The organism is Streptomyces sp. NPDC044704 (assembly GCF_056433525.1).
This window is the reverse complement of sequence record NZ_JBWKGY010000008.1, coordinates 174118-195876: the sequence shown is the minus strand read 5'-3', so window position 1 is coordinate 195876 and position 21759 is coordinate 174118. Positions and strand designations below refer to the sequence as shown.

At 73.3% G+C, this 21759-nt stretch carries 18 protein-coding genes; 4 read left to right on the top strand and 14 right to left on the bottom strand.

Annotation, left to right across the window (positions count from 1 at the left end; translation table 11 throughout):
- Nucleotides 1-90: 90 nt before the first annotated feature.
- The 10 genes from AC07B0_RS21580 to rsmI form a co-directional block, all read right to left on the bottom strand.
- Nucleotides 91-1791, bottom strand: coding sequence for an outer membrane protein assembly factor BamB family protein (locus tag AC07B0_RS21580; RefSeq protein WP_469380435.1), 1701 nt, complete (start codon nucleotides 1789-1791; stop codon nucleotides 91-93).
- The gene (locus AC07B0_RS21575) at nucleotides 1788-3413 is read right to left on the bottom strand and encodes an outer membrane protein assembly factor BamB family protein (RefSeq protein WP_478898729.1); all 1626 of its coding nucleotides are present in this window, start codon (nucleotides 3411-3413) and stop codon (nucleotides 1788-1790) included. The genes AC07B0_RS21580 and AC07B0_RS21575 overlap by 4 nt, the downstream gene beginning before the upstream one ends.
- A 163-nt stretch (nucleotides 3414-3576) precedes the next feature.
- A complete protein-coding gene (locus AC07B0_RS21570) occupies nucleotides 3577-5373 on the bottom strand; it encodes an ABC-F family ATP-binding cassette domain-containing protein (RefSeq protein WP_356872076.1) in 1797 nt (598 codons plus the stop codon).
- Nucleotides 5374-5401: 28 nt separating this feature from the next.
- Nucleotides 5402-6733, bottom strand: coding sequence for an acyltransferase family protein (locus AC07B0_RS21565; protein WP_478898728.1), 1332 nt, complete (start codon nucleotides 6731-6733; stop codon nucleotides 5402-5404).
- Nucleotides 6734-6825: 92 nt separating this feature from the next.
- On the bottom strand, nucleotides 6826-7722 hold the full coding sequence (locus tag AC07B0_RS21560; RefSeq protein WP_478898727.1) for a 4-(cytidine 5'-diphospho)-2-C-methyl-D-erythritol kinase: 897 nt from the start codon (nucleotides 7720-7722) through the stop codon (nucleotides 6826-6828).
- Nucleotides 7719-8624, bottom strand: a complete 906-nt coding sequence (gene rsmA / locus AC07B0_RS21555; RefSeq protein WP_356872082.1) for a 16S rRNA (adenine(1518)-N(6)/adenine(1519)-N(6))-dimethyltransferase RsmA — start codon at nucleotides 8622-8624, stop codon at nucleotides 7719-7721. The genes AC07B0_RS21560 and rsmA overlap by 4 nt, the downstream gene beginning before the upstream one ends.
- Before the next feature lie 66 nt (nucleotides 8625-8690).
- Entirely contained in the window at nucleotides 8691-10307 is a 1617-nt protein-coding gene (locus AC07B0_RS21550) for a ubiquitin-like domain-containing protein (RefSeq protein WP_478898726.1), read from the bottom strand.
- 135 nt (nucleotides 10308-10442) lie between these two features.
- Nucleotides 10443-11345 carry a TatD family hydrolase gene (locus AC07B0_RS21545; protein WP_478898725.1) on the bottom strand — a complete coding sequence of 301 codons (903 nt, stop codon included), beginning with the start codon at nucleotides 11343-11345 and terminating at the stop codon, nucleotides 10443-10445.
- A 10-nt stretch (nucleotides 11346-11355) separates the two neighbouring features.
- Complete coding sequence (locus AC07B0_RS21540) at nucleotides 11356-11745, bottom strand: hypothetical protein (RefSeq protein WP_356872442.1); 390 nt, start codon at nucleotides 11743-11745, stop codon at nucleotides 11356-11358.
- 283 nt (nucleotides 11746-12028) lie between these two features.
- Nucleotides 12029-12922 (bottom strand): 16S rRNA (cytidine(1402)-2'-O)-methyltransferase, encoded by an 894-nt coding sequence (rsmI, locus tag AC07B0_RS21535; protein ID WP_356872088.1) that lies wholly within the window; start codon nucleotides 12920-12922, stop codon nucleotides 12029-12031.
- Nucleotides 12923-13035: 113 nt separating this feature from the next.
- On the opposite strand from rsmI, the gene AC07B0_RS21530 reads away from it, so the two are divergent.
- From AC07B0_RS21530 to AC07B0_RS21520, 3 genes are all read left to right on the top strand, one after another.
- Nucleotides 13036-14814, top strand: coding sequence for a dolichyl-phosphate-mannose--protein mannosyltransferase (locus AC07B0_RS21530; RefSeq protein ID WP_469380453.1), 1779 nt, complete (start codon nucleotides 13036-13038; stop codon nucleotides 14812-14814).
- Nucleotides 14815-14977: 163 nt separating this feature from the next.
- Entirely contained in the window at nucleotides 14978-16621 is a 1644-nt protein-coding gene (locus tag AC07B0_RS21525; protein WP_478898724.1) for a penicillin-binding transpeptidase domain-containing protein, read from the top strand.
- A 59-nt stretch (nucleotides 16622-16680) separates the two neighbouring features.
- The gene (locus AC07B0_RS21520; RefSeq protein WP_467296268.1) at nucleotides 16681-17154 is read left to right on the top strand and encodes a YbaK/EbsC family protein; all 474 of its coding nucleotides are present in this window, start codon (nucleotides 16681-16683) and stop codon (nucleotides 17152-17154) included.
- Between the two features lie 39 nt (nucleotides 17155-17193).
- Here AC07B0_RS21520 and AC07B0_RS21515 read toward each other — a convergent pair whose 3' ends face one another.
- The 4 genes from AC07B0_RS21515 to AC07B0_RS21500 form a co-directional block, all read right to left on the bottom strand.
- Nucleotides 17194-18357, bottom strand: coding sequence for a serine hydrolase domain-containing protein (locus AC07B0_RS21515; RefSeq protein ID WP_478898723.1), 1164 nt, complete (start codon nucleotides 18355-18357; stop codon nucleotides 17194-17196).
- A 134-nt stretch (nucleotides 18358-18491) separates the two neighbouring features.
- Complete coding sequence (locus AC07B0_RS21510; protein ID WP_467296264.1) at nucleotides 18492-19295, bottom strand: energy-coupling factor ABC transporter ATP-binding protein; 804 nt, start codon at nucleotides 19293-19295, stop codon at nucleotides 18492-18494.
- Nucleotides 19283-20044: a cobalt ECF transporter T component CbiQ gene (gene cbiQ / locus AC07B0_RS21505; RefSeq protein WP_356872098.1), complete on the bottom strand. Its 762-nt coding sequence runs from the start codon at nucleotides 20042-20044 to the stop codon at nucleotides 19283-19285. The genes AC07B0_RS21510 and cbiQ overlap by 13 nt, the downstream gene beginning before the upstream one ends.
- 1 nt (nucleotide 20045) lies before the next feature.
- Complete coding sequence (locus tag AC07B0_RS21500; protein WP_469380460.1) at nucleotides 20046-21110, bottom strand: energy-coupling factor ABC transporter permease; 1065 nt, start codon at nucleotides 21108-21110, stop codon at nucleotides 20046-20048.
- Between the two features lie 177 nt (nucleotides 21111-21287).
- On the opposite strand from AC07B0_RS21500, the gene AC07B0_RS21495 reads away from it, so the two are divergent.
- The gene (locus AC07B0_RS21495; protein ID WP_356872102.1) at nucleotides 21288-21677 is read left to right on the top strand and encodes an SsgA family sporulation/cell division regulator; all 390 of its coding nucleotides are present in this window, start codon (nucleotides 21288-21290) and stop codon (nucleotides 21675-21677) included.
- The last annotated feature ends 82 nt before the right edge of the window (nucleotides 21678-21759 follow it).

The following is a 21759-nucleotide window of genomic DNA, read 5'->3' as shown; positions in this document are numbered from 1 at the left end:
CGCAGAAGCCCCCGGAAGGGCGGACCTTCCGGGGGCTTCGGGGTGGGACCGTTCGCGGTCGGCCGCGGTCGGCGCGCGGCCGGCCCGCGGTCAGCTCGCGGTGAAGGAGACGAAGAGGAACTCGGGGTCGGCCTTGTCCGAGTACGGCTTGCGGACCATCGTGCGCGAGATGAAGAACTTGCCGTTGTGGTAGCGGAACTCGGAGTGGTCCGCCGAGAACTGGCCCTCGGCGCGCTGGCCCGTCTTCTCCGGCGGGTTCTCCATGAGGAGGGTTTCCTTCATGGTCTTGCTGTCGATGCTGACGATCTGGCCGCCCTTGTTGTACGGGGGCGACTTGTAGGCGATGACGTTCGAGCCGTCCATGCGCAGCGGGGTGATGGTGTAGCTCTCGCCCGCGTCGGCCCGGTCGGTGGTGGCCTTGCCGGTCTCCAGGTCGAAGGAGACGAGCTCGTTGGTGCGGCCGACGGAGGATCCCGAGCCCTGGTGCTCGTAGGTCGGGAGGTAGACCTTGCCGTTGCCGACGACCATCTTCGAGCACTGCTCGACCTCGGTGGCGGGGCACTCGGGGGCGTAGTTGCCGGTGGCGAGCGGGATGCGGCTCTTGAGCTGGCCCGCGTCGTCGACGACGAAGAGGTCGCTGACGCCGGTGGCGTTCTTGGCCGTGTCGCCGACGTCGGCGGCGACGATGAGCGGCTTCGTGGAGATGATGCCGGCCCACTCGATGCCCGGGGACAGCTTGTACGAGGACTTCGGGGCGCCGCTGACGGGGTCGAGGATCTGCGCGTAGAGGGTCTGGTTGGGGATCCGGCCGCACTTGCGCAGGACCGCGAGGGCCTCGCCGCCCGCGTAGCCGAGGTCGTAGCAGCCCTCGCCGTCGACCTTGGGCGTCCACAGGGACTTGCCGTCGGCCAGGCTCCAGGCGGCGCCGCCGCTGAGGCCGCCGGCGGCGACGGTCTGGCCGCTGATGGAGACCTCGTTGAAGCTGACCGGCTTGTCGCCGCCGGTGGCGGACTTGGCGGTGGCGGACCACACGAGCTTGCCGGTGTTCAGGTCGATGACGCCGACCTGGGTGCACTGCGGGTACTTCTTGTCCTCGGTCGGCATGGCCTCCTGGAAGAGGATGGCCGACTTGTTGTCGGTGACGTGCTTGGTCGCGCCGCAGATCTGGGCGGGGAGCGGGAGCTCCCACTTCTTGCCGCCGTCGACCAGGTTGTAGCCGACGACCTTCGCCACGTCGGACTTGACGTAGGTGGAGTCGGTGAGCCAGGAGCCGTCGACGGAGACGACCTCGGCGGGCGCCGGGCTCGGGACGTTGACGAGGGTCTTCGACTTGGGGTTGGACGGGGCCTTCTCGGTTCCGCCCGGGGCCGCGGGGGCCTTGGGGTCGGCCGAGCCGGTGGGGTCGCCCTCGGCGACGGTCTGGCCGCCGTCCCCGTCGCCGGAGACGTACCAGAAGCCGCCGCCGATGATCATGACCATCGCCAGCAGGGCGGCGCCGACGATCATCAGCTGGGTGCGCTTGTCGTTGCCGCCGCCCGCCGGGCGCTGGGCCGGGGCCTGGACGACGGTGCTCGGCTGCGGCGGGTAGCCGTAGCCGGGCTGCTGCTGGGGGTAGCCGTATCCGGCCGGCTGGGTCGGCGGCTGGGCCGGCGGCTGGGGAACGGTCGGCGGGGCCGAAGGGGGCGGCGGCGTGGGCGCGCCGAAGCCTCCCGACGGGGGCTGCTGCGGGGGCGGCGGGGTACTCATGGAGTGCTGTTGCCTCTCGGTGGGCGGCTCGGTGGACTCGTTCACTTGCCGAAGGCCATCAGGAGCTTCTCTTCCTTGCCCTCGCCGGCCAGCCTGGTGACGGAGAGGAAGAAGCGTCCGTCCTCGTAGGCGGTCTGGGAGAACATGAAGGAGCCCTCGATCTTCGCGGCGGGGCCCGAGGGCAGCTTCAGGAGCACCTTGGGCGTGCCGCTGCCGGCCGGGAGCGACACGATCTCGCCGGGCTCGTCGAGGGCGCCCCTGCGGTAGGCGGTCAGCTGGCCGTTGGCGGCCTTCAGCGGGACGAAGGTCTGCTTGTCGCCGGCCTTGGTGCGCCACTTGGTCTTGCCGGTGTTGAGGTCGAAGGCGACGATCTCGGCGCTCGCGGTGTCCAGTTCCGCGCCGGTGCCCAGGTAGACGGTGTCGCCGTCGACGACGGAGTTCCCGCAGTGCTGGAGGCCCTCGCTGGTGCTGCTGCCGCCGCAGTTGATCGTGAAGTTGCCGTCGCCGGAGAGCGAGTTGCGCTTCTGTCCCTTGTCGTCGATGACGAGGATGCCGCGCTGCTTGGTCTCGCGGTTCTGGGCGTCGATGACGGTCGGGCTGACCGAGTAGACGGCCTTGACCTGGAAGCCCTTGGGGAGCTTGTAGGACCAGGTCTTCTTGCCGGTGTTCGGGTCGGCGTCCTGGATCTCGACGGTCTTGTCGGCGTCCTGGCACATGGCCACGGCGATCATCTTGCCGTTGCCGGCGGCGTAGTCCGTGGGCTTGCAGCCCTCGGGGCCGGCGTCGGAGAAGAGCTTGTCGCCGGTGCTCAGGCGGTGGGCACTGAGGCCGCCCATCCAGCCGAGGGCGAAGGTGTCCCCGGTGAGGGTGACCGTGGTGTCGACGGCGGACTTGAAGAAACCGTCCATGACGACTTCCTTGGTCCAGACCTCCTTGCCGCCCTTGAGGTCGATCAGCTTCATCTGGTTGCAGTTGGAGTCGTCGGCGTTCTTGACGACCATGACGGTCTTGCCGTCGGGGGTGGTCTGACCCGTGAGTCCGCAGATCTTCGTGCCGAGGTCGAGCTTCCACTTTTCCTTGCCGTCGGCCACCGCGTAGGCCACGACGGACTTGTCGACGGTCTTGACGACGGCGTCGCCGACCACCCACTGCCCGGCGGTCGGGATCCCGACGGCGGGGCCCTCCATCTTGGCGGTCTTGAGCCAGAGCGCCTTGTCCTCGCCGGGCTTGCGGCCGGAGTTGAGGTCGGTCGGGTACGAGACGCCGGCGCCCTTGCCGTCGCCCTTGTCCACGGAGGCCGAGGGGGAGGGTTCGCCGGAGGGGGCGGGGCTCTGCGCGACGGGTTCCTTGGGCGCCTTGCCGTCGTCCCCCGCGAGGAGGAACCAGCCGCCGGCGCCCAGTACGAGCACGCCGGCGACGGCGGCCGCGATCAGCGCGGCCGGCTTGCGCCGGCCGGGCGGCGTCGGGACGGGGGGCATGCCCTGCGGCGGGGGCGGGAACCCGTAGCCGCCCTGCTGCACGGGCTGCGGAACGGTCGGCGGCTGCTGCTGGGCGTACGGGTTGGCGCCCTGTGGCGGGAATCCGTACCCCTGCTGGGGAGGGCCGGGCAAGTGTCCGTAACCGGACGGCGGCGGCGGCTGGTTCGGCGGCTGGGGCGGCTCGGTCATCAGCGCATACCTTCGGCGTCAGGCGGTCAAGCGGTCGGTAGAACGACCCTTTCTATCACTCGTGGCCGACATGCGACGGGCCGGTCCGACCCCTGTTCCCAAGGGAGGACCGGCCCGTGACTCGGCCGTTATCCGACCGGACGGCGCTCAAAAGTGTCCGGACTCACGCTTCTTCGGCCAGTTCCAGCCAGCGCATCTCCAAGTCGTCCCGCTCCGAGATCAGTTCCCGGAGCTCGGCGTCGAGCTTGGCGACCTTGTCGTAGTCGGTGGAGTTCTCGGCGATCTGCGCGTGCAGGTTCGACTCGCGGTCGGACATCTTGTTGAGCTGCCGCTCGATCTTCTGAAGCTCCTTCTTCGCGGCGCGCGAGTCCCCCGAGGCGGACGACTTCGCGGCCGGCGCCGGGGCCGCCGGGGCGGCCGCCTCGATCATCCGCTGCCGGCGCTCCAGGTACTCGTCGAGGCCGCGCGGCAGCATCCGCAGGGAGGCGTCCCCCAGGAGCGCCATCACCGTGTCGGTGGTGCGCTCGATGAAGAACCGGTCGTGGGAGATCACGATCATGGAGCCGGGCCAGCCGTCGAGGAGGTCCTCCAGCTGGGTCAGGGTCTCGATGTCGAGGTCGTTGGTGGGCTCGTCGAGGAAGAGGACGTTGGGCTCGTCCATCAGCAGCCGCAGGATCTGGAGCCGGCGCCGCTCACCGCCGGAGAGGTCCCCGACGGGGGTCCACTGCTTCTCCTTGGTGAAGCCGAACTGCTCGCACAGCTGGCCCGCCGTCATCTCGCGGCCCTTGCCGAGGTCGACGCGGTCACGGACCCGCTGGACGGCTTCCAGGACGCGCAGCGAGGGGTCGAGCTCGCCCACCTCCTGGGACAGGTAGGCCAGCTTGACGGTCTTGCCGACGACGACCGTGCCGGCCGCGGGCTGGACGTCGCCCTGCGTGCGGGCGGCCTCGGCGAGGGCGCGCAGCAGGGAGGTCTTGCCGGCGCCGTTGACGCCGACGAGGCCGACGCGGTCGCCGGGGCCCAGGTGCCAGGTGAGGTGCTTGAGCAGGGTCTTGGGGCCGGCCTGGACGGTGACGTCCTCCAGGTCGAAGACCGTCTTGCCGAGGCGGGCGTTGGCGAACTTCATCAGCTCGGAGGTGTCGCGCGGCGGCGGCACGTCGGCGATGAGCTCGTTGGCGGCCTCGATGCGGTAGCGCGGCTTGGAGGTCCGGGCGGGGGCGCCGCGGCGCAGCCAGGCCAGCTCCTTGCGCATCAGGTTCTGCCGCTTGGACTCCTCGGTCGCGGCGATGCGGTCGCGCTCGGCGCGGGCGAAGACGTAGTCGCTGTAGCCGCCCTCGTACTCGTGGACGTCGCCGCGCTGCACGTCCCACATGCGGGTGCAGACCTGGTCGAGGAACCAGCGGTCGTGGGTGACGCAGACGAGCGCGGAGCGGCGTTCCTGGAGGTGCTTGGCCAGCCAGGAGATGCCCTCGACGTCGAGGTGGTTGGTGGGCTCGTCGAGGACGAGGAGGTCCTGGTCGGCGATGAGCAGCTTGGCGAGGGCGATGCGGCGGCGCTCGCCGCCGGACAGCGGGCCGATGACGGTGTCGAGGCCCTGGCCGAAGCCGGGCAGGTCGAGTCCGCCGAAGAGGCCGGTGAGCACGTCGCGGATCTTGGCGTTGCCGGCCCACTCGTGGTCGGCCATGTCGCGGATGATCTCGTGCCGGATCGTGGCGGAGGGGTCGAGCGAATCGTGCTGGGTGAGGACGCCCATGCGCAGGCCGCTGTTCTGGGTGACCCGGCCGGTGTCGGGTTCCTCCAGCTTCGCGAGCATCCGGATGAGGGTGGTCTTGCCGTCGCCGTTGCGGCCCACGACACCGATCCGGTCCCCCTCGGACACGCCGAGGGAGATGCCGTCGAGCAGGGTACGGGTGCCGTACACCTTGCTGACTGCCTCGACATTGACCAGATTGACGGCCATCAGACGCGCTCCAGGGAAGGGGTGTGGATCAGCCCCTCAGCCTAACGCTCCGGAGCGACACCGACCGATCCACCAGCAGGGCGCCCGCCAGAGCCATGCCGATGGCGGCGGGTGCGGTCAGGGGCAGGGCGATCAGGGTGGCGCTGTGGCCCTCCAGGATGCCGCCGAGGCCGGTCATGGAGAGGCCGAGGATCCCGAGGAGGCACAGGGTGATGCCGAGGGCGGCGGCGGGCCCGCTGCCGGGGGCCCGCGCGGCGGGGGCGGACGCGGGGGCGGGCGCTTCGAAGCGGCGGAAGCAGGCGACCAGCAGGGCGGTGACCAGGGCCGCGAGGAGGATCCGCGGCGGGACCTGGGCCCACCAGGCGGCGGTGGCCGGCTCGGGGAGGGCGAGGCCGAGGGCGAGCTGGGCCGCGTACACGCCGAGCATGGCGGTGAGGTGCCACAGGAACGCGGTCATGGCGATGCCGTTGGCGGCGACGACCCGCCGCCAGACGCGGGGCCGCTCCAGCCAGGCCGTGGCGGGGCCCGCGCACAGCTGGACGGCGCCGACGAGCCACAGGCCGTGGCACAGCAGGGCGAGGGTGGGCGGGGCCATGTTCGACACCTTTTCCCCGGGCATCCCGACCATGGACAGCGGGTACGGTCCGGCCGCGACGAGCAGGACGGCCCCGGCGAGCCCGGCGGCGGCCAGGACCGCCGGCCGGGTGAGGCGCCCGTCGGCGCGCAGGAAGCCGAGCTGGTGCACGGCCAGCCACACGAAGGCGAAGTTCAGGAACTCCACGTACGGGACCCCGAGCGCGAAGCGCAGGACGTCGACCAGCGCGGCCGCCCCGGCGAGCGCGGCGAAGGCGGCCCAGCCGTGGCGTTCGTGCAGGGTGAGCAGGGGCGGGGTGAAGGCGACCATCGCGAGGTAGATCCCGATGAACCACAGCGGCTGCGTGACCACCCGCAGGGCGGCGCCGGTCAGCCGTCCGCCGTCCAGTCCCGCGAGCTGGACGGCCAGTGCGAGGGCGGCCCACACCAGGACGAAGACGAGGGTGGGCCGCAGCAGCCGCTGGAGGCGGGCCCGCAGGAAGGCGGCGTAGACGGGTCCGTCGGCCTTGCGGGCGAGCGAGCGGTACGAGAGGGCGTGCGCGAACCCGCCGACGAAGAAGAACACCGGCATGATCTGGAGCCCCCAGGTGAGCACCTGGAGCGGGGGGACGAGGGCGAGCAGGTTCCCTATGCCGTCTCCGGCGACGGCCGCCATCAGCCAGTGGCCGAGCACGACCGTGCCGAGCGAGGCGACCCGGAGCAGGTCCACGTACCGGTCGCGGCTCGCGGGGGTCGCGGCGGCCATGTCGCGTGCGGTGACTGTCATGTCCCCCACGGTCGTGGCCGGGCTGCCGCGGCGACAGGGTACGGATACTCAGATCGCGCTGGGTACCGCCGCCGCCCGGCCGCCGGGCGGGGTCAGGCCGGCAGCACCGTGGCGCCGGGGACGGGGCTCGACGCGGTACGGGTGGTGCGGCAGGTGCCGGAGGCCTCCAGTGCGGCGGCGACCTTGGCGGCGCCTTCCTCGTCCCGGACCAGGAAGGCCGTGGTCGGGCCGGAGCCGGAGACCAGCGCGGCCAGCGCCCCGGCGCCGATGCCCGCCGCGAAGGTGTCGGCCAGCCGCGGGCGCAGCGACAGCGAGGCGGCCTGGAGGCCGTTCGACAGGGCGGGCGCGAGCCGGTCCGGGTCGCCGGAGGCGAGGGCCTCGAGGAGTTCCGGGGAGGCTTCCGGTTCGGGGACGGAGGTGCCCGCGGTCAGCCGGTCGAACTCGCGGAACACGGCCGGGGTGGACAGGCCCCCGTCGGCCACCGCGAACACCCAGTGGAAGGAGCCCGCGTCGACCGGGGTGAGCAGCTCGCCCCGGCCGGTGCCGAGGGCCGCGCCGCCGACCAGGCTGAAGGGGACGTCGCTGCCGAGCTCGGCGCAGATGTCGAGGAGTTCGGCGCGCGGGGTGCCGAGCCCCCACAGGGTGTCGCAGGCCAGCAGGGCGGCCGCGCCGTCCGCGCTGCCGCCCGCCATGCCGCCCGCGACCGGGATGTTCTTCGCGATGTGGAGGTGGACGGCGGGCTCGATCCCGGCACGGGCGGCGAGGAGCTCGGCGGCCCGGGCTGCCAGGTTGGTGCGGTCCAGGGGCACCTGGCCGGCGTCCGGTCCCTCGCAGGTGACGGTCAGTTCCGCGGCGGGGGTGGCCGTGACCTCGTCGAAGAGGGAGACGGCGAGGAAGACCGTCGCGAGGGGGTGGAAGCCGTCAGGGCGGGCGGCGCCCACCCCGAGCTGGACGTTGACCTTCGCGGGGACCCGTACGGTCACGCTCACAGCGCGGGCCTCTCCGCGACGGGCTTGTGCTCGGCGATCGCGGCGAACTCCTCCACCGTGAGGGACTCGCCGCGCGCCTGCGGGGAGACTCCGGCGGCGACGAGGGCCGCCTCGGCGCCCGCGGCCGAACCGGCCCAGCCGGCCAGCGCGGCGCGCAGGGTCTTGCGGCGCTGCGCGAAGGCGGCGTCGACGACGGCGAACACCTCGGCCTTCGAGGCGGTGGTCTTGACCGGCTCGGTGCGCCGCACGAGGGAGACGAGTCCGGAGTCGACGTTCGGGGCGGGCCAGAACACCTTGCGGCCGATGGATCCGGCGCGCTTGACGTGCGCGTACCAGTTGGCCTTGACGGAGGGGACGCCGTAGACCTTGTTCCCGGGTTCGGCGGCGAGCCGGTCGGCGACCTCCGCCTGGACCATGACGAGGGTCCGCTCGATGGTCGGGAAGCGGTCCAGCATGGTCAGCAGCACGGGGACGGCCACGTTGTAGGGCAGGTTCGCGACGAGCGCGGTCGGCGCCGGGCCGGGCAGTTCCGTCACCAGCATGGCGTCGGAGTGGACCAGCGCGAAGCGGTCCTTCTTCGCGGGCATCCGCGCCTCGATGGTGGCGGGCAGCGCGGCGGCCAGGATGTCGTCGATCTCGACGGCGACGACCCGGTCGGCGGCCTCCAGCAGGGCGAGCGTCAGCGAGCCGAGACCCGGACCGACCTCGACGACGACGTCGTCCGGGCGCACCGCCGCGGTGCGCACGATGCGGCGGACGGTGTTGGCGTCGATGACGAAGTTCTGGCCCTTCTGCTTCGTCGGGCGTACGCCGAGTACGGCGGCCAGTTCCCGGATGTCGGCCGGCCCGAGGAGGGCGTCAGAAGGGGTTTCGTCGGGCTGCTGCTGCTCTGCGGTGCTCACCGGTACAGCGTCTCAGATCGGCCGGGGGGAACCGGACACCGCACGGCGTTCACGGCATGAGCCCGTTCACGACATGAGCCTGCGCCCGCAGTGCGGCCACGGGCTCGCCCCCCGCTGCACGTAGAGCTTCTTCGCCCGGTACGTCTGCTCGGATCCGGAGGCGTCCTGCGGGCGGCCGCTGCCGCCGAGGCCCTGCCAGGTGCGTACGTCGAACTGGTAGAGGCCGCCGTAGGTGCCGGAGGGGTCGGTGGCGGAGGCCCGGCCGCCGGACTCGCAGTGGGCCAGCGCGGCCCAGTTGAGGTTGTCGGCGCCGGAGACCGAGGTCGGCAGCGGTTTCGTGCCGACCTTGACGAGCTGGTGGACGGGCTCGCGGACGACCTCCTCGGCGATCTTGCGGGGCTGCTGGCGGACCCCGTTGACGGTGCGCAGGCCGTAGGTGACCCGGCGCGCGCCGGGCCGCCCGGCCCGCTCGACGACCTCGGTCCCGGCGAACAGGGAGGCGTCCTCGACCCGCTCGGTCGTGTAGGGGATGCGCTCCTCGCGGACCTCTCGGGTGCCGGTGATGCGCAGCACGGTGACCGTCTGGCCGTCGCGGGGGAACTCGCCGGGCGGCACGGAGGTGGTGTCCTGGCCGTGGAGGGTGATGCCAGCCTGGTCCAGGGCCTCCTGGATGGTGGCGGCGTTCGTGCGGATGGTGCGTTCGCGGCCGTCGGCCATGAAGGTGACGCCGCGTTCCGTGCGCACGCCGAGGGTGAGGCCGGAGCGCGGGACGGCGGCGGTGCGGGGCAGGGTGAGGAAGGCGCCTTCGACGCGGACGTCGAGCTGGCGCAGGGCGGCTTCGACGGTGCGGGCGGTGGTCCACACCTGGCGGGTCCGGCCGTCGAGGGTCAGCCGCACGGGGCGGCCGTAGCGGACGACGATCTCCTCGCCGTCGTCGAGGGCGGAGCCGCGGGCGGGGGCGACGAGGTCGTGCGGGCCCACGCCGAGGCCTTCGGCGGCGAGGAGGGCGTCGACGCTCCCGGCGAAGGTGTGGAGGGTGCGGGGCACTCCGTCGACGGTGAGCCGGACCGCCTTGTCGGCGGCGACGAAGGCCGTGGTGCCGCCCGCGAGGAAGGCGACGACCAGCGCCTGGGGGACGATGCGGCGCCAGCTGTCGCGGGCGGCCGCGTTGCGGCGGCCGCGGCCGGCGGCGCGCTGTCCGCCCGCGCCGCCCGTGCCACCCGCGCCGCCCGCGCCGCTCTGTCCGGGGCCGGCCGGGCCGCCCTGGGCCGGGACCGCCCGCCGGCGTCCGCCGGGTTCCGGGGGTGCGGCCCGGCGTCTGCCGGCCGCCCGGCCGGCGTACGGGGCGTCCGTGTCCGGGACGGGCGGCGCGGGGGGCGGCGCGGGGTCGGCGGCCCGGCGCCGGCCGGTGGGGCGCCGGGCCGCGTCGGCGGCGGGGGCCGGGGCGGACGCGGGTGCGGAGGCGGGTGCGGAGGCCCGGCGGCGGGCCGCCCTGCGGCCTTCGGCCCTGGGGCCGGGGACGCCTCCGTCGGGGGCGGGGCCGTCGGGGTCAGGGTCGTACTCGGGGGCCGGGCCGGAGCGTGGAGCGGCGTCGGTGGCGGGGCCGGCGGCCGCGCCCGGGCCGGGGTCCGGTTCCGCCTCCGGCCAGGAGACACGGCGGTGACTGCCCTGTGTTTCGCTCACGTCGCTCGCTCCACTGGTCCGGCCCCTGCTGGTTCGGGCAGGGCACCCTAGCCGGAGCGGGCATCACGCTTCAAAGCCGTTCGACTACCCAGCGTGTCGGACGAACGGGCGTTCGCGCGGGGGGCGGACGGGCGGTCAGTACCCGAACGCGCGGGCCGTGTTGGCGGCCAGGGCCGTCGCCATGGCGTCCTCGTCGAGGCCGCGGACCGCCGCCATCGCCCGTACCGTCAGTGGAATGAGGTACGGGGCGTTGGGCCGTCCGCGGTACGGCGCCGGGGTGAGGTAGGGGGCGTCGGTCTCCACCAGCACCAGCTCCAGCGGGGCCACCGCGAGGGCCTCGCGCAGCGGGTGGGCGTTCTTGAAGGTGACCGTCCCGGCGAACGACATGTAGTAGCCGGCGGCCGCGCACTCGCGGGCCATCTCGGCGTCCCCCGAGTAGCAGTGGAAGACCGTCCGCTCGGGCGCGCCCTCCTCGCGCAGGATGCGCAGCACGTCGGCGTGGGCCTCGCGGTCGTGGATGACCAGGGCCTTGCCCCGGCGCTTCGCGATCTCGATGTGGGCCCGGAAGGAACGCTCCTGGGCGGCCATGCCCTCGGGGCCTGTGCGGAAGTGGTCGAGGCCGGTCTCCCCGACGGCCTTGACGTGGTCCAGCGCGGCGAGGGCCTCGATCTCGGCGAGTGCCTCGTCCAGGGCCGCCTCGCCGCCGCCGGGCCGGGCGCCCTGGCGGGACCAGCCGTCCGGGTCGCCGTGGACGATCCGGGGGGCTTCGTTCGGGTGCAGGGCCACGGCCGCGTGGACGTTCGCGTACGCGGCGGCCGTCTCGGCGGCCCAGCGGGAGCCCTTCACGTCGCAGCCGACCTGGACGACGGTGGTCACGCCCACGGAGGCGGCCTTCGCGAGGCCCTCCTCGACCGTGCCGGACTGCATGTCGAGGTGGGTGTGCGAATCGGCCACCGCCACCCGGAGCGGTTCGGGCAGCGGCGGCGGTACGTCCTTCGAGGCGGAGGAGGAGGCGGCGGAGGAAGGGCTGGGGCTCATACGGCCGATCTTATGACCGGCGGAAGAGCCGCATCAGCCGGGCGAACGGGCCGCGGCGTTCCCCGGCGGGATCGACGGCGACGGGCCCGGGCGCGTCGTGCGACGGCGTCCTCTTGCGGGGCCTCGGCGCACGGGGCGTGGAGGCCCCCGCCGGAACGGGTCCGGCGATGCCGGGGGCGACGGGGTGGTGGTAGAGCCGGTCGAGCATCCCGGTGACCGTCGAGACCTGGCCCTCCCGCATGATCCGTACGATGTGTCCGCCGCAGTTCAGGCAGGTGGGGTTGGACAGCGGCGAGGGGACCCGCTCGCCGGCGGCCTTGTAGACGATGAACGCCTCGCCCCTGGCGTCGACGTGGTGTTCTATCGCGTAGGCCTGCTCCCAGCCGTACCCGCACCTCATGCACGCGAAGGAGTAGGCCTCGTGCGCGGTCGGCACGGCCGGCGCGGCGGCCGGTGCGTGCGCGGGGACCGGTACGTGTACGGGGGCCGGGGCGGGTGCCGGGGTGTCTGCGATCTCACTCATGCCAGCTCCTCTTGTTCCACTGGTGCCATGTCCAGTGGACGCCTCTTCGGGCGGGAGCGCATCAGGCCCTGTCTACTGTTGGACGGCCTTTGGGCGACTCATGCCCAAAGCGCCCGGTGCGCGGTCTGAGCTTTGCCTTTCAGGGTAGCCCTTTGCCGATTTACGGCACCTTTTGTGCCGCGTTCTTTGCCGCCACGACCGCGTCGAACACGTCCCGCTTGGGTACGCCGGCCTCCGCGGCGACCGCCGCGATGGCCTCCTTGCGGCGCTCCCCCGCCTCTTCGCGCACCCGTACCCGGCGTACGAGCTCCTCGTCGTCCACGTCTCCCGGTCCGGCGGCGGGGGCGCCCTCGACGACGATCGTGATCTCGCCGCGCACGCCTTCGGCCGCCCAGAGCGCGAGCGCGCCGAGCCCGCCGCGCTTGACCTCCTCGTAGGTCTTCGTCAGTTCGCGGCACACGGCCGCGCGCCGGTCGGCGCCGAACACCTCGGCCATGGCGGCCAGGGTGTCGTCGAGCCGGTGCGGCGCCTCGAAGTAGACGAGGGTGCGGCGCTCGCCCTCCACCTCGCGGAGCCGGCCGAGGCGTTCTCCCGCCTTGCGGGGCAGGAAGCCCTCGAAGCAGAACCGGTCGACCGGCAGCCCGGACAGGGCGAGCGCGGTGAGCACGGCGGACGGCCCGGGCACGGCCGTCACCTTGATGTCCTTCTCCACGGCCGCGGCCACCAGCCGGTAGCCGGGGTCGGACACCGACGGCATCCCGGCGTCCGTGACCAGCAGCACCCGCTTGCCGGCCTCCAGGGCCTCCACCAGTTCGGGGGTGCGGGCGGACTCGTTGCCCTCGAAGTACGACAGCACCCGCCCGGTGGTGTGCACGCCGAGCCCCTGCGTCAGCCGGCGCAGCCGCCGGGTGTCCTCGGCGGCGATGACGTCGGCCCGCTCCAGCTCGGCGCCGAGCCGGGGCGGGGCATCGGCGAGGTCCCCGATGGGCGTACCGGCCAGGACGAGGACACCGGCGGAGGAGGAAGCTTCGGCAGAACGGGGCTGATCGGTCACCGCCCCATCCTCTCACCCGGACCCGCCGCTCCCCCGTGCCCGGGGCCCGCCCCCGAGGACCCGGAACCAGGAGGTACTGGGGTGCGCACAGGGGTGTTCCCTACGATGACCCGGTGACCAGTACCGCGACGCCGCCGCCCAGCCCCGCGGGGGCCCCGCCCGAGCCGACGGCCGGCCGCGACCTCGAACACGAGCCGCCCGTCTGGCTGCGCCGCCTGCGCGGCTTCGGCTATGCGCCGCGCAGCGCCCCGGGCGGGGCGCGCGCGGACGTCCGTACGCGGCTCGTGCCCCCTTATGCCCGGCCCTCCGCCCAGTTGTGGCAGGCGCTCGGTGTCCGGCCGGCGGCGCAGGACACCTGGCTGCGGGTCATGGCCTGGGCCGGTCCGCTGTTGGTGGCGCTGGTGGCGGGCGTGCTGCGGTTCGCCCACCTCGGCAGCCCGAAGGCGGTGATATTCGACGAGACGTATTACGCGAAGGACGCCTGGGCCACCATCAGGCAGGGCTACGAGGCCAGCTGGCCGAAGGACATCGACAAGTCGATCCTCGCCAACCCCGCGGGGGTGCCGCTACCCGCGGACCCGGGCTACGTCGTGCACCCGCCGGTCGGCAAATGGGTGATCGGCCTCGGCGAGTGGATGTTCGGCTTCGACCCGTTCGGCTGGCGGTTCATGACGGCGGTCCTCGGCACGCTGTCGGTGCTGATGCTGTGCCGGATCGGGCGCCGCCTCTTCCGCTCCACGTTCCTCGGCTGCCTGGCGGGCGCCCTGCTCGCGGTGGACGGCCTGCACCTGGTCATGAGCCGTACCGCGCTCCTCGACCTGGTGCTGATGTTCTTCGTGCTCGGGGCGTTCGGGGCACTGCTCATCGACCGGGACAAGGCCCGGGCCCGGCTGGCGGCGGCCCTGCCGGTGGACGAGGAGGGCCGTACCCGGCCCGACCTCCATACCGCCGAGACCCTGCGGCTGGGCTGGCGTCCGTACCGGATCCTGGCCGGCGTCTGTCTCGGTCTGGCCTTCGGCACCAAGTGGAACGGCCTGGTGGTGCTGGCGTTCTTCGGGATCCTCACCGTGGTGTGGGACGCGGCCGCGCGCCGCACCGCCGGCGCGGGGGCCCCGTACGCGGCGATGCTGCGCCGTGACGCGCTGCCCGCGTTCCTGTCGACGGTCCCGGTGGCGCTGGGCGTCTACGTGGCGTCCTGGCTGGGCTGGATCCTGAGCCCCGACGACGGCAAGGGCGGCTACTTCCGGGACTGGGCGGCCAAGCACGACCAGGGCAGCGCGCTGTCCTTCCTGCCGGAGTGGCTGCGCAGCCTGTGGCACTACGAGACCGAGGTCTACAGGTTCCACGTGGGCCTGACCTCGGGCCACACCTACGAGTCGAACCCGTGGAGCTGGCTGGTCCTGGGCCGTCCCGTCTCGTACTTCTACGAGTCCCCCTCTCCCGGCACGGACGGCTGCCCGGCGACCGAGGCGGGCAAGTGCGCCCGCGAGGTGCTGGCGCTGGGCACGCCGCTGCTGTGGTGGGCGGGCTGCTTCGCGCTGCTGTACGTGCTGTGGCGGTGGTTCTTCCGCCGCGACTGGCGGGCGGGCGCGATCGCCTGCGCGCTGGCCGCCGGCCTGCTGCCCTGGTTCAACTACCAGGAGCGGACGATCTTCTACTTCTACGCCGTCGTCTTCGTCCCGTACCTGTGCCTGGCGCTGGCCATGATGATCGGCGCCCTGCTGGGTCCGGCGGGCTCCTCCGAACGCCGCCGCACCCTCGGCGCGATCGGGGCGGGCGTCCTGGTGCTCCTGATCGTCTGGAACTTCATCTACTTCTGGCCCATCTACACGGGCCAGACCCTCCCGATGGACTCCTGGCGCAACAGGATGTGGCTGGACACCTGGATCTAGGGGCCCGCACAGATCCCAGCGCCCCCCGGATCCAGCGCTCCCGCCGTCCGGGCGATGTTCCGGTCCGGTAACAAAAGCGGTGACGGGTGCTCGCGCAGAGTAAGGTCCGCACCAGGGGTTCTTTGAACATGTTCAGAGAACTGTGCTTCGGGGGAGGACGCACATGAACGGGGCGGCAAAGGGCGCCATCATCGGCGGGGTGTTCCTGGCGATGGTCGGCGGAGCCGGATACGGCGCGTACACGCTGGTCGCGGACGAGAGCGGGGGCGGGAACGGCGGCGGTGTGGAGGCCAAGACGGCCCCCGCGCCCAAGGGGACCGGACCCGTCGGCGAGAAGGACGCCGTCGCCACCGCGAAGGCCTTCCTCGCCGCGTGGGCGGCGGGCGACGACGGCACGGCGGCCGAGCTCACCAACAACACGCAGGCCGCGCGGACGGCGGTCGCCGACTACAAGGCCAAGGCGTACGTCTCCAAGGCGGTCATCACCCCCGGCACCCCGAACGGCACCACCGTGCCGTTCAAGGTGGAGGCCGAGGTCACGTACGAGGGCACGACCAAGCCCCTCGTCTACGACTCCCAGCTGACCGTCGTACGCGGCGTGAGCACCGGAAAGCCGCTCGTGGACTGGCAGGAATCCGTCATCCACCCGCAGCTCCAGAAGGACGAGAAGCTGCGCGCGGGCACCCCGGCCAGCCCACCGGTCACGGCGGTCGACCGCGACGGCAAGGAGCTGACGGCCGAGCTGTACCCCTCGCTGCGGCCGGTGCTGGAGCAGCTCCGCAAGACGTACGGCGAGAAGGCGGGCGGCACCCCCGGCGTCGAGCTGTGGATCGAGCCGACGGCCGCGGACGCGCCGAAGAGGTCCCTGCTGACGCTGGTCGAGGGCAAGGCCGGGAAGATCGAGACCGTACTGGACGCCGACGTGCAGGCCGCCGCGGAGAAGGCCGTGGCCGCGTACCCGGAGGCCTCGGTGGTCGCGGTCAAGCCGAGCACCGGCGACATCCTGGCCGTCGCCAACCACCGCAAGGACGGCTTCGACGCGGCGCTGCGCGGGCGCCGCGCGCCCGGCTCCACGATGAAGATCGTGACGGCGGCGATGCTGCTGGAGAAGGGCCTGGTGGCGGCGGACAAGCCGGCGGAGTGCCTGCCGAGCGTGTCGTGGGAGGGGAAGCCCTTCCGCAACCTCGGCGGCTTCAGTCTGCAGGGGCAGCCGTTCTCGACGAGCTTCGCCCGGTCCTGCAACACCGCCTTCATCGGCCTGATCAACGAGGTGGGCGACAACGGCGCGCTGCCGCGCGAGGCCAAGGAGGTCTTCGGCATCGGGCTGGACTGGAAGGCCGGCGTCGTTACCGAGGACGGGTCCGTCCCGGTGACCTCCGGTCCCGCTGCCGCCGCCGAGTACATCGGCCAGGGCGCGATCCAGATGAACCCGCTGAACCTCGCCTCGATCACGGCCACCGCCCGGACCGGGGTGTTCCGCCAGCCGGTGGTCGTCAAGGCCTCCGTGGACGGCCGGACCCTGGCCACGGCCTCCCGGCCGCTCCAGCCCGGGGTGTCCGCACAGCTCGTCCGCATGATGAAGCGGACGGCCACCGGCGACGGCACCGCCGCCGGCGCGATGTCCGCGGTCGGCGGCTCCGACAAGGGTGCGAAGACCGGTTCGGCGGAGGTCGACGGCGCGGGCAGCCCCGACAGCTGGTTCACGGGGTTCAGCGGTGACGTCGCGGCCGCCGCGATGGTCGAGGCCGGCGGCCACGGCGCGGACGCGGCGGGCCCGATCGTCGCCCGCGTGCTGAACGCCTCCTGACGCACCCGACGGCGTCGCAACCCGGTGGACCTTTCCGGTCACGGCGCTAGTGTCGCGGTATGACGACCACGCATCCCCTCTTCGCCGAGGCTCTGGCCGGGCTGGGGCTCGAACTCTCCGTACGGACCTTTCCCGAGGGGACCCGGACCGCGGCCGACGCCGCCGCCGCGATCGGCTGCGAGCTGAGCCAGATCGTGAAGTCGCTGGTGTTCGCGGCCGACGGGGTCCCGGTGCTGGTGCTGATGGACGGGGCCTCGCGGGTCGACGTGGCGGCGGTACGGCGGGAGCTGGGCGCGGGGAAGGTGACGCGGGCGGACGCGGCGCTGGTCCGCGAGACCACCGGCTACGCCATCGGCGGCGTCCCGCCCTTCGGGCACCGCACCCGGACGCGGGTCCTGGCGGATCCCGCCCTGCTGGACCACGCGGTGGTGTGGGCGGCGGCGGGCACCCCGCACTCGGTGTTCCCCATGGCCCCGAAGGAGCTCATCGCGCACGCGGGGGCCGCGCTGGCCGACGTGCGCGAACGCGCCTGACCGGGACCGGGACCAGGACCGGGACTGGGGCCGGCGGGGCTACGCGCAGGCCTTGACCGCCCGTACGAGGGCCTGCGCGCGCGGGTCGGCGGTGACGGACTTGGCGAGGCCGTTGGTGACGTAGCCGAAGCCGATGCCCGCCTCCGCGTCCGCGAACGCCAGCGATCCGCCCCGCCCCGGGTGGCCGAAGGACGCCGGGGACAGCAGCGGCGACGCGGGACCGTGCAGCATGTGGCCGGGGCCGAAGCGGGTGTTGACGACCAGGACCCGGTCCGGTCCGGACGAGAGCTCGGTGCCGGCCAGCGCGGCGGTCTCCGGCGCGAAGAGGCGGGCGCCGTCCTCGGTGTCGCCCAGCAGCGCCGCGTAGAAGCCGGCCAGGGCGCGGGCGGTGCCGATGCCGGCGGAGGCCGGGAGCTCCGCCGCCCGGTACGCGGGGTCGTTCTCGTCGGGCAGGGGGTCGATCGCGGCGAAGGCGCGCCGGGTCAGGGAGTGCGGGTCGGCGTACGCCTCGGAAACGTTTCTGCGCGGGCGGGTCTTCAGCGCGCCCGCGTGCTCCGGCGCTTCCACGGGGGCGACGCGGCCCACCCGGCCCGCGGCGGCGTCCGGCAGGCCGATCCAGAAGTCCAGTCCGAGCGGCCCGGTGACGTGCTCCGCGAGCCAGCTGCCGAGGGAGACCCCGGTCACCCGCAGCACCAGCTCCGACAGCAGCCAGCTGTACGTCTGGGCGTGGTAGCCGTGGGCGGTGCCCGGCTCCCACAGGGCTGCCTGCGCGGCCACGGCGCGCGCCCCGCTCACCCCGTCGACGGCTTCCGCCGGGGTCAGTGACCGGTCCAGCGCCGGGACGCCCGCGCGGTGGGCGAGCAGGTCGCGGACCCGTACGCGGTCCTTGCCGCCCGCCTTGAACTCCGGCCAGTACGCGCCGACCGGCGCGTCCAGGTCCAGCAGGCCCCGCTGGTGCAGCAGCAGCGGGACGGCCGCCGCGACGCCCTTGGTCGCGGAGCGGACCACCTGGGCCGTGCCCGCCTCCCAGGGCCCGGCGGTCGCGCCGTCGGCGTCCTTCGTACCGGCCCACAGGTCGACGACCCGGCGGCCGTCCCGGTACACGGCGACGGCCGCGCCGCGGTCCCCGAGGACCTCGAAGTTGCGTACGAACGCCTCCCGGACGGCCTCGAAGCCCTCCGCCACCGTCCCCTGGACCTCCACGGCCGACTCTCCTCGTGTGCTGTGCGTGTGCTGTGCGCGTGCTGCTCGCGTGTCCGCGACGGCGCGCGTGCGGCGCCGTACACGAGGGTGCAACGCGCGCGGGCCGGTCCTGCTTCCCGGGCGGCCGCGGCCGGTCAGCGCGGGCGGCGGCCGGGGGCGGCGGTGGCGCGGGGGTCGAAGCCGAAGGGGAGTTCCAGGCGGTGGGCGCCCATGAGGTCCTCGTCGCACAGCAGCTCGCGGGTGGGGCCGTCGGCCGCGATGACGCCCTCGCTGAGGATGACGGCGCGGGGGCACAGTTCCAGCGCGTAGGGCAGGTCGTGGGTGACCATCAGGACGGTGACGTCGAGGGAGCGCAGGATGTCGGCCAGTTCGCGCCGGGAGGCCGGGTCGAGGTTGGAGGAGGGCTCGTCGAGGACGAGGATCTCCGGGCGCATCGCGAGTACGGTCGCCACGGCCACCCGGCGGCGCTGGCCGAAGGACAGGTGGTGGGGCGGCCGGTCGGCGAAGGCCGCCATGCCGACCTGTTCCAGGGCCTCGCGGACCCGGTCCTCCAGTTCGGCGCCGCGCATTCCGGCGGCGGCGGGGCCGAAGGCCACGTCCTCGCGGACGGTCGGCATGAACAGCTGGTCGTCGGGGTCCTGGAAGACGATCCCGACGCGGCGGCGGATCTCGGCGAGGTGGCGCTTCTCGACCGGCAGTCCGGCGACGGTCACGGTGCCGACGCCGCCGCCGAGGATGCCGTTGAGGTGCAGGACCAGGGTGGTCTTGCCCGCGCCGTTGGGGCCGAGCAGGGCCACCCGTTCGCCGTGCCCGACGGTGAGGTCGACCCCGAAGAGGGCCTGGTGCCCGTCGGGGTAGGCGTAGGCGACGCCGGAGACCTCCAGGGAGGGCGGGGGCGGGGCGGCGGCGGAAGCGGAAGCAGCGGTCACAGCGTCCATCCCATCAGACAGACGGCGAGCGCCGTCACCGGGAGCACGGCCGCGTACGCCCACTGGGCGCGGCTGGCCGAGACCTCGTCGATCACCGGCATCGAGCCGGCGTAGCCGCGGCTGACCATCGCGAGGTAGACCCGCTCGCCGCGTTCGTAGGAGCGGATGAAGAGGGCGCCGGCCGTCTTGGCGAGGACGCCCCAGTGCCGGATCCCGCGGGCCTCGAAGCCGCGCGAGCGGCGGGCGATGGACATGCGCCGCAGCTCACCGGTGATGACGTCGCCGTACCGGATCATGAAGGAGGCGATCTGGACGAGCAGGGGCGGCAGCTTCAGCCGCTGGAGGCCCAGCAGCAGGGAGCGCAGTTCGGTCGTCGAGGCGAGGACCACGGAGGCGGCCACGCCGAGGGTGCCCTTGGCGAGTACGTTCCAGGCGCCCCACAGGCCGGAGACGCTCAGCGACATGCCGAGCACCTCCACCCGCTCGCCCTCCGCGACGAAGGGCATGAGCACGGCGAAGGCCACGAACGGAACCTCGATCAGCAGCCTGCGCAGCAGGAATCCGGCCGGGATCCGGGCCGCCGCCGCGACGGCGGCGACCAGGACGGCGTACGCGGCGAAGGCCCACATCGCCTCGCGCGGCGTGGAGACGACGACGACCACGAAGGCGAAGACCGCGGCGATCTTGCAGTGCGGCGGCAGCGCGTGGACGGGCGAGTGCCCGTGCCGGTAGAGCTTGTGGGCGTGGCCAGCTCCCATGTCAGTGGGCCGAGGGGGCGGCGGTGGAGGTGGCGGTCAGCTCGTCGGCGCGGCGGCGGCGCACGGTCCAGAAGATCCCGGTGCCGACGGCGACGGTGACGCCGACGCCGATGACCCCGGCGAGGCCGCCGGACAGGCGGGGGTCCTCCACGTCCTTGACGCCGTAGTCGGCGAGCGGGGAGTCGGCGGCCGCGTGGTCCTCGACCTTCTCGTCGATGCCCTTGTCGGCGGCGACCTTCTCCAGCCCGTCCGGGCTGGCGGAGGCGTAGAAGGAGACGACGCCGGCCAGGACGAGGGCGGTGGCGAGACCGGTCAGCCACACGGCGCGGGTGGAGCGGGCGGCAGCCGGTGCGGCGGCCGGGGCCTGGGCGGCGGGGGCGTCGACGAGCTCGCCGCCGACGCGCAGCTTCAGCGGGGCGCCGAGGCCGCGGGCGGCGTGGACGAGGTCGGGGCGCACGGCGATGACGGCGCCGACGGTCGCGGCGGTGATCAGGGCTTCGCCGATGCCGATCAGCACGTGCACGCCGACCATCGCGGTGAGCACCTTGCCGATCGGGACGTCCGTGGTCCCTCCGACGGCGTAGACGAGGGTGAAGGCGGCCGCGGCGGCCGGTACGGAGAGCAGGGCTCCGGTGAAGGCGGCGACGGTGACCGAGCGGCGGGTGGCCGGCAGCACCTTGAGGAGGCCGCGGAAGACGGCGTAGGCGACGAGGACGGTGACGCCGCCCATGACGGTGATGTTGACGCCGAGGGCGGTCAGGCCGCCGTCGGCGAAGAGGATGCCCTGCATCAGCAGGACGACCGACACGCAGAGCACGCCGGTGTAGGGGCCGACGAGTATCGCGGCGAGGGCCCCTCCGAGGAGGTGGCCGCTGGTGCCCGCGGCGACCGGGAAGTTCAGCATCTGCACGGCGAAGATGAAGGCGGCGACGAGGCCGGCGAGCGGCGCGGTGCGCTCGTCGAGTTCGCGGCGGGCGCCGCGGAGGCTGACGGCGACCGCGCCCGCGGCCACCACTCCGGCGGCCACCGAGACGGGTGCGTTGATGAATCCGTCGGGCACATGCATGGAGCGGCTCCGCTTCCTGTTTACCTCACAAAATCTTTAACCGTTCAAGAATAGTGCCCAGTTGCAAACAGTTGGCAAGAGCGGCCGCGTCACAAATAGTGCCTCGCGTTTTCGTCGGAATGTGCGAGGCTGGACGGACAAACGGACGCAAATGTTCCGATTTCGAGGAGCCCGTCGATGTCAGCCCCCGCCGAGAACGCGCCAGCGACCGCAGACACGACCGCCGTGGAGGAGCGGGTACGCGCCCGCGTCATCACCGACGACCCCCTCTACCGGACCATCCCGGTCCGCCTGCGCTTCGCGACGGACGAACCGCTGGCCGTACGGATCGTGTTCCCCGCCGAGCTGTCCCCCGAGGGCACCGACAACGAGTGGGTCTTCCCCCGCGCGCTGCTGGAGGCGGGCCTGCTGGCCCCGACGGGTACCGGGGACGTCCGCGTGTGGCCCTGCGGCCGCGTCCAGGCGGTCGTCGAGTTCCACTCCCCCGACGGGGTGGCCGTCGTCCAGTTCGACATCGCCGCGCTCCGCCGCTTCCTGCGCCGCACCTACGCCCCCGCCACCCGTTAGGCGCAGTCGCCTCGTACGGAACGGCCCCGGCCCCGCACCTGGGAACAGGTGCGGGGCCGGGGCGCTGCCACGTGCGCGTACG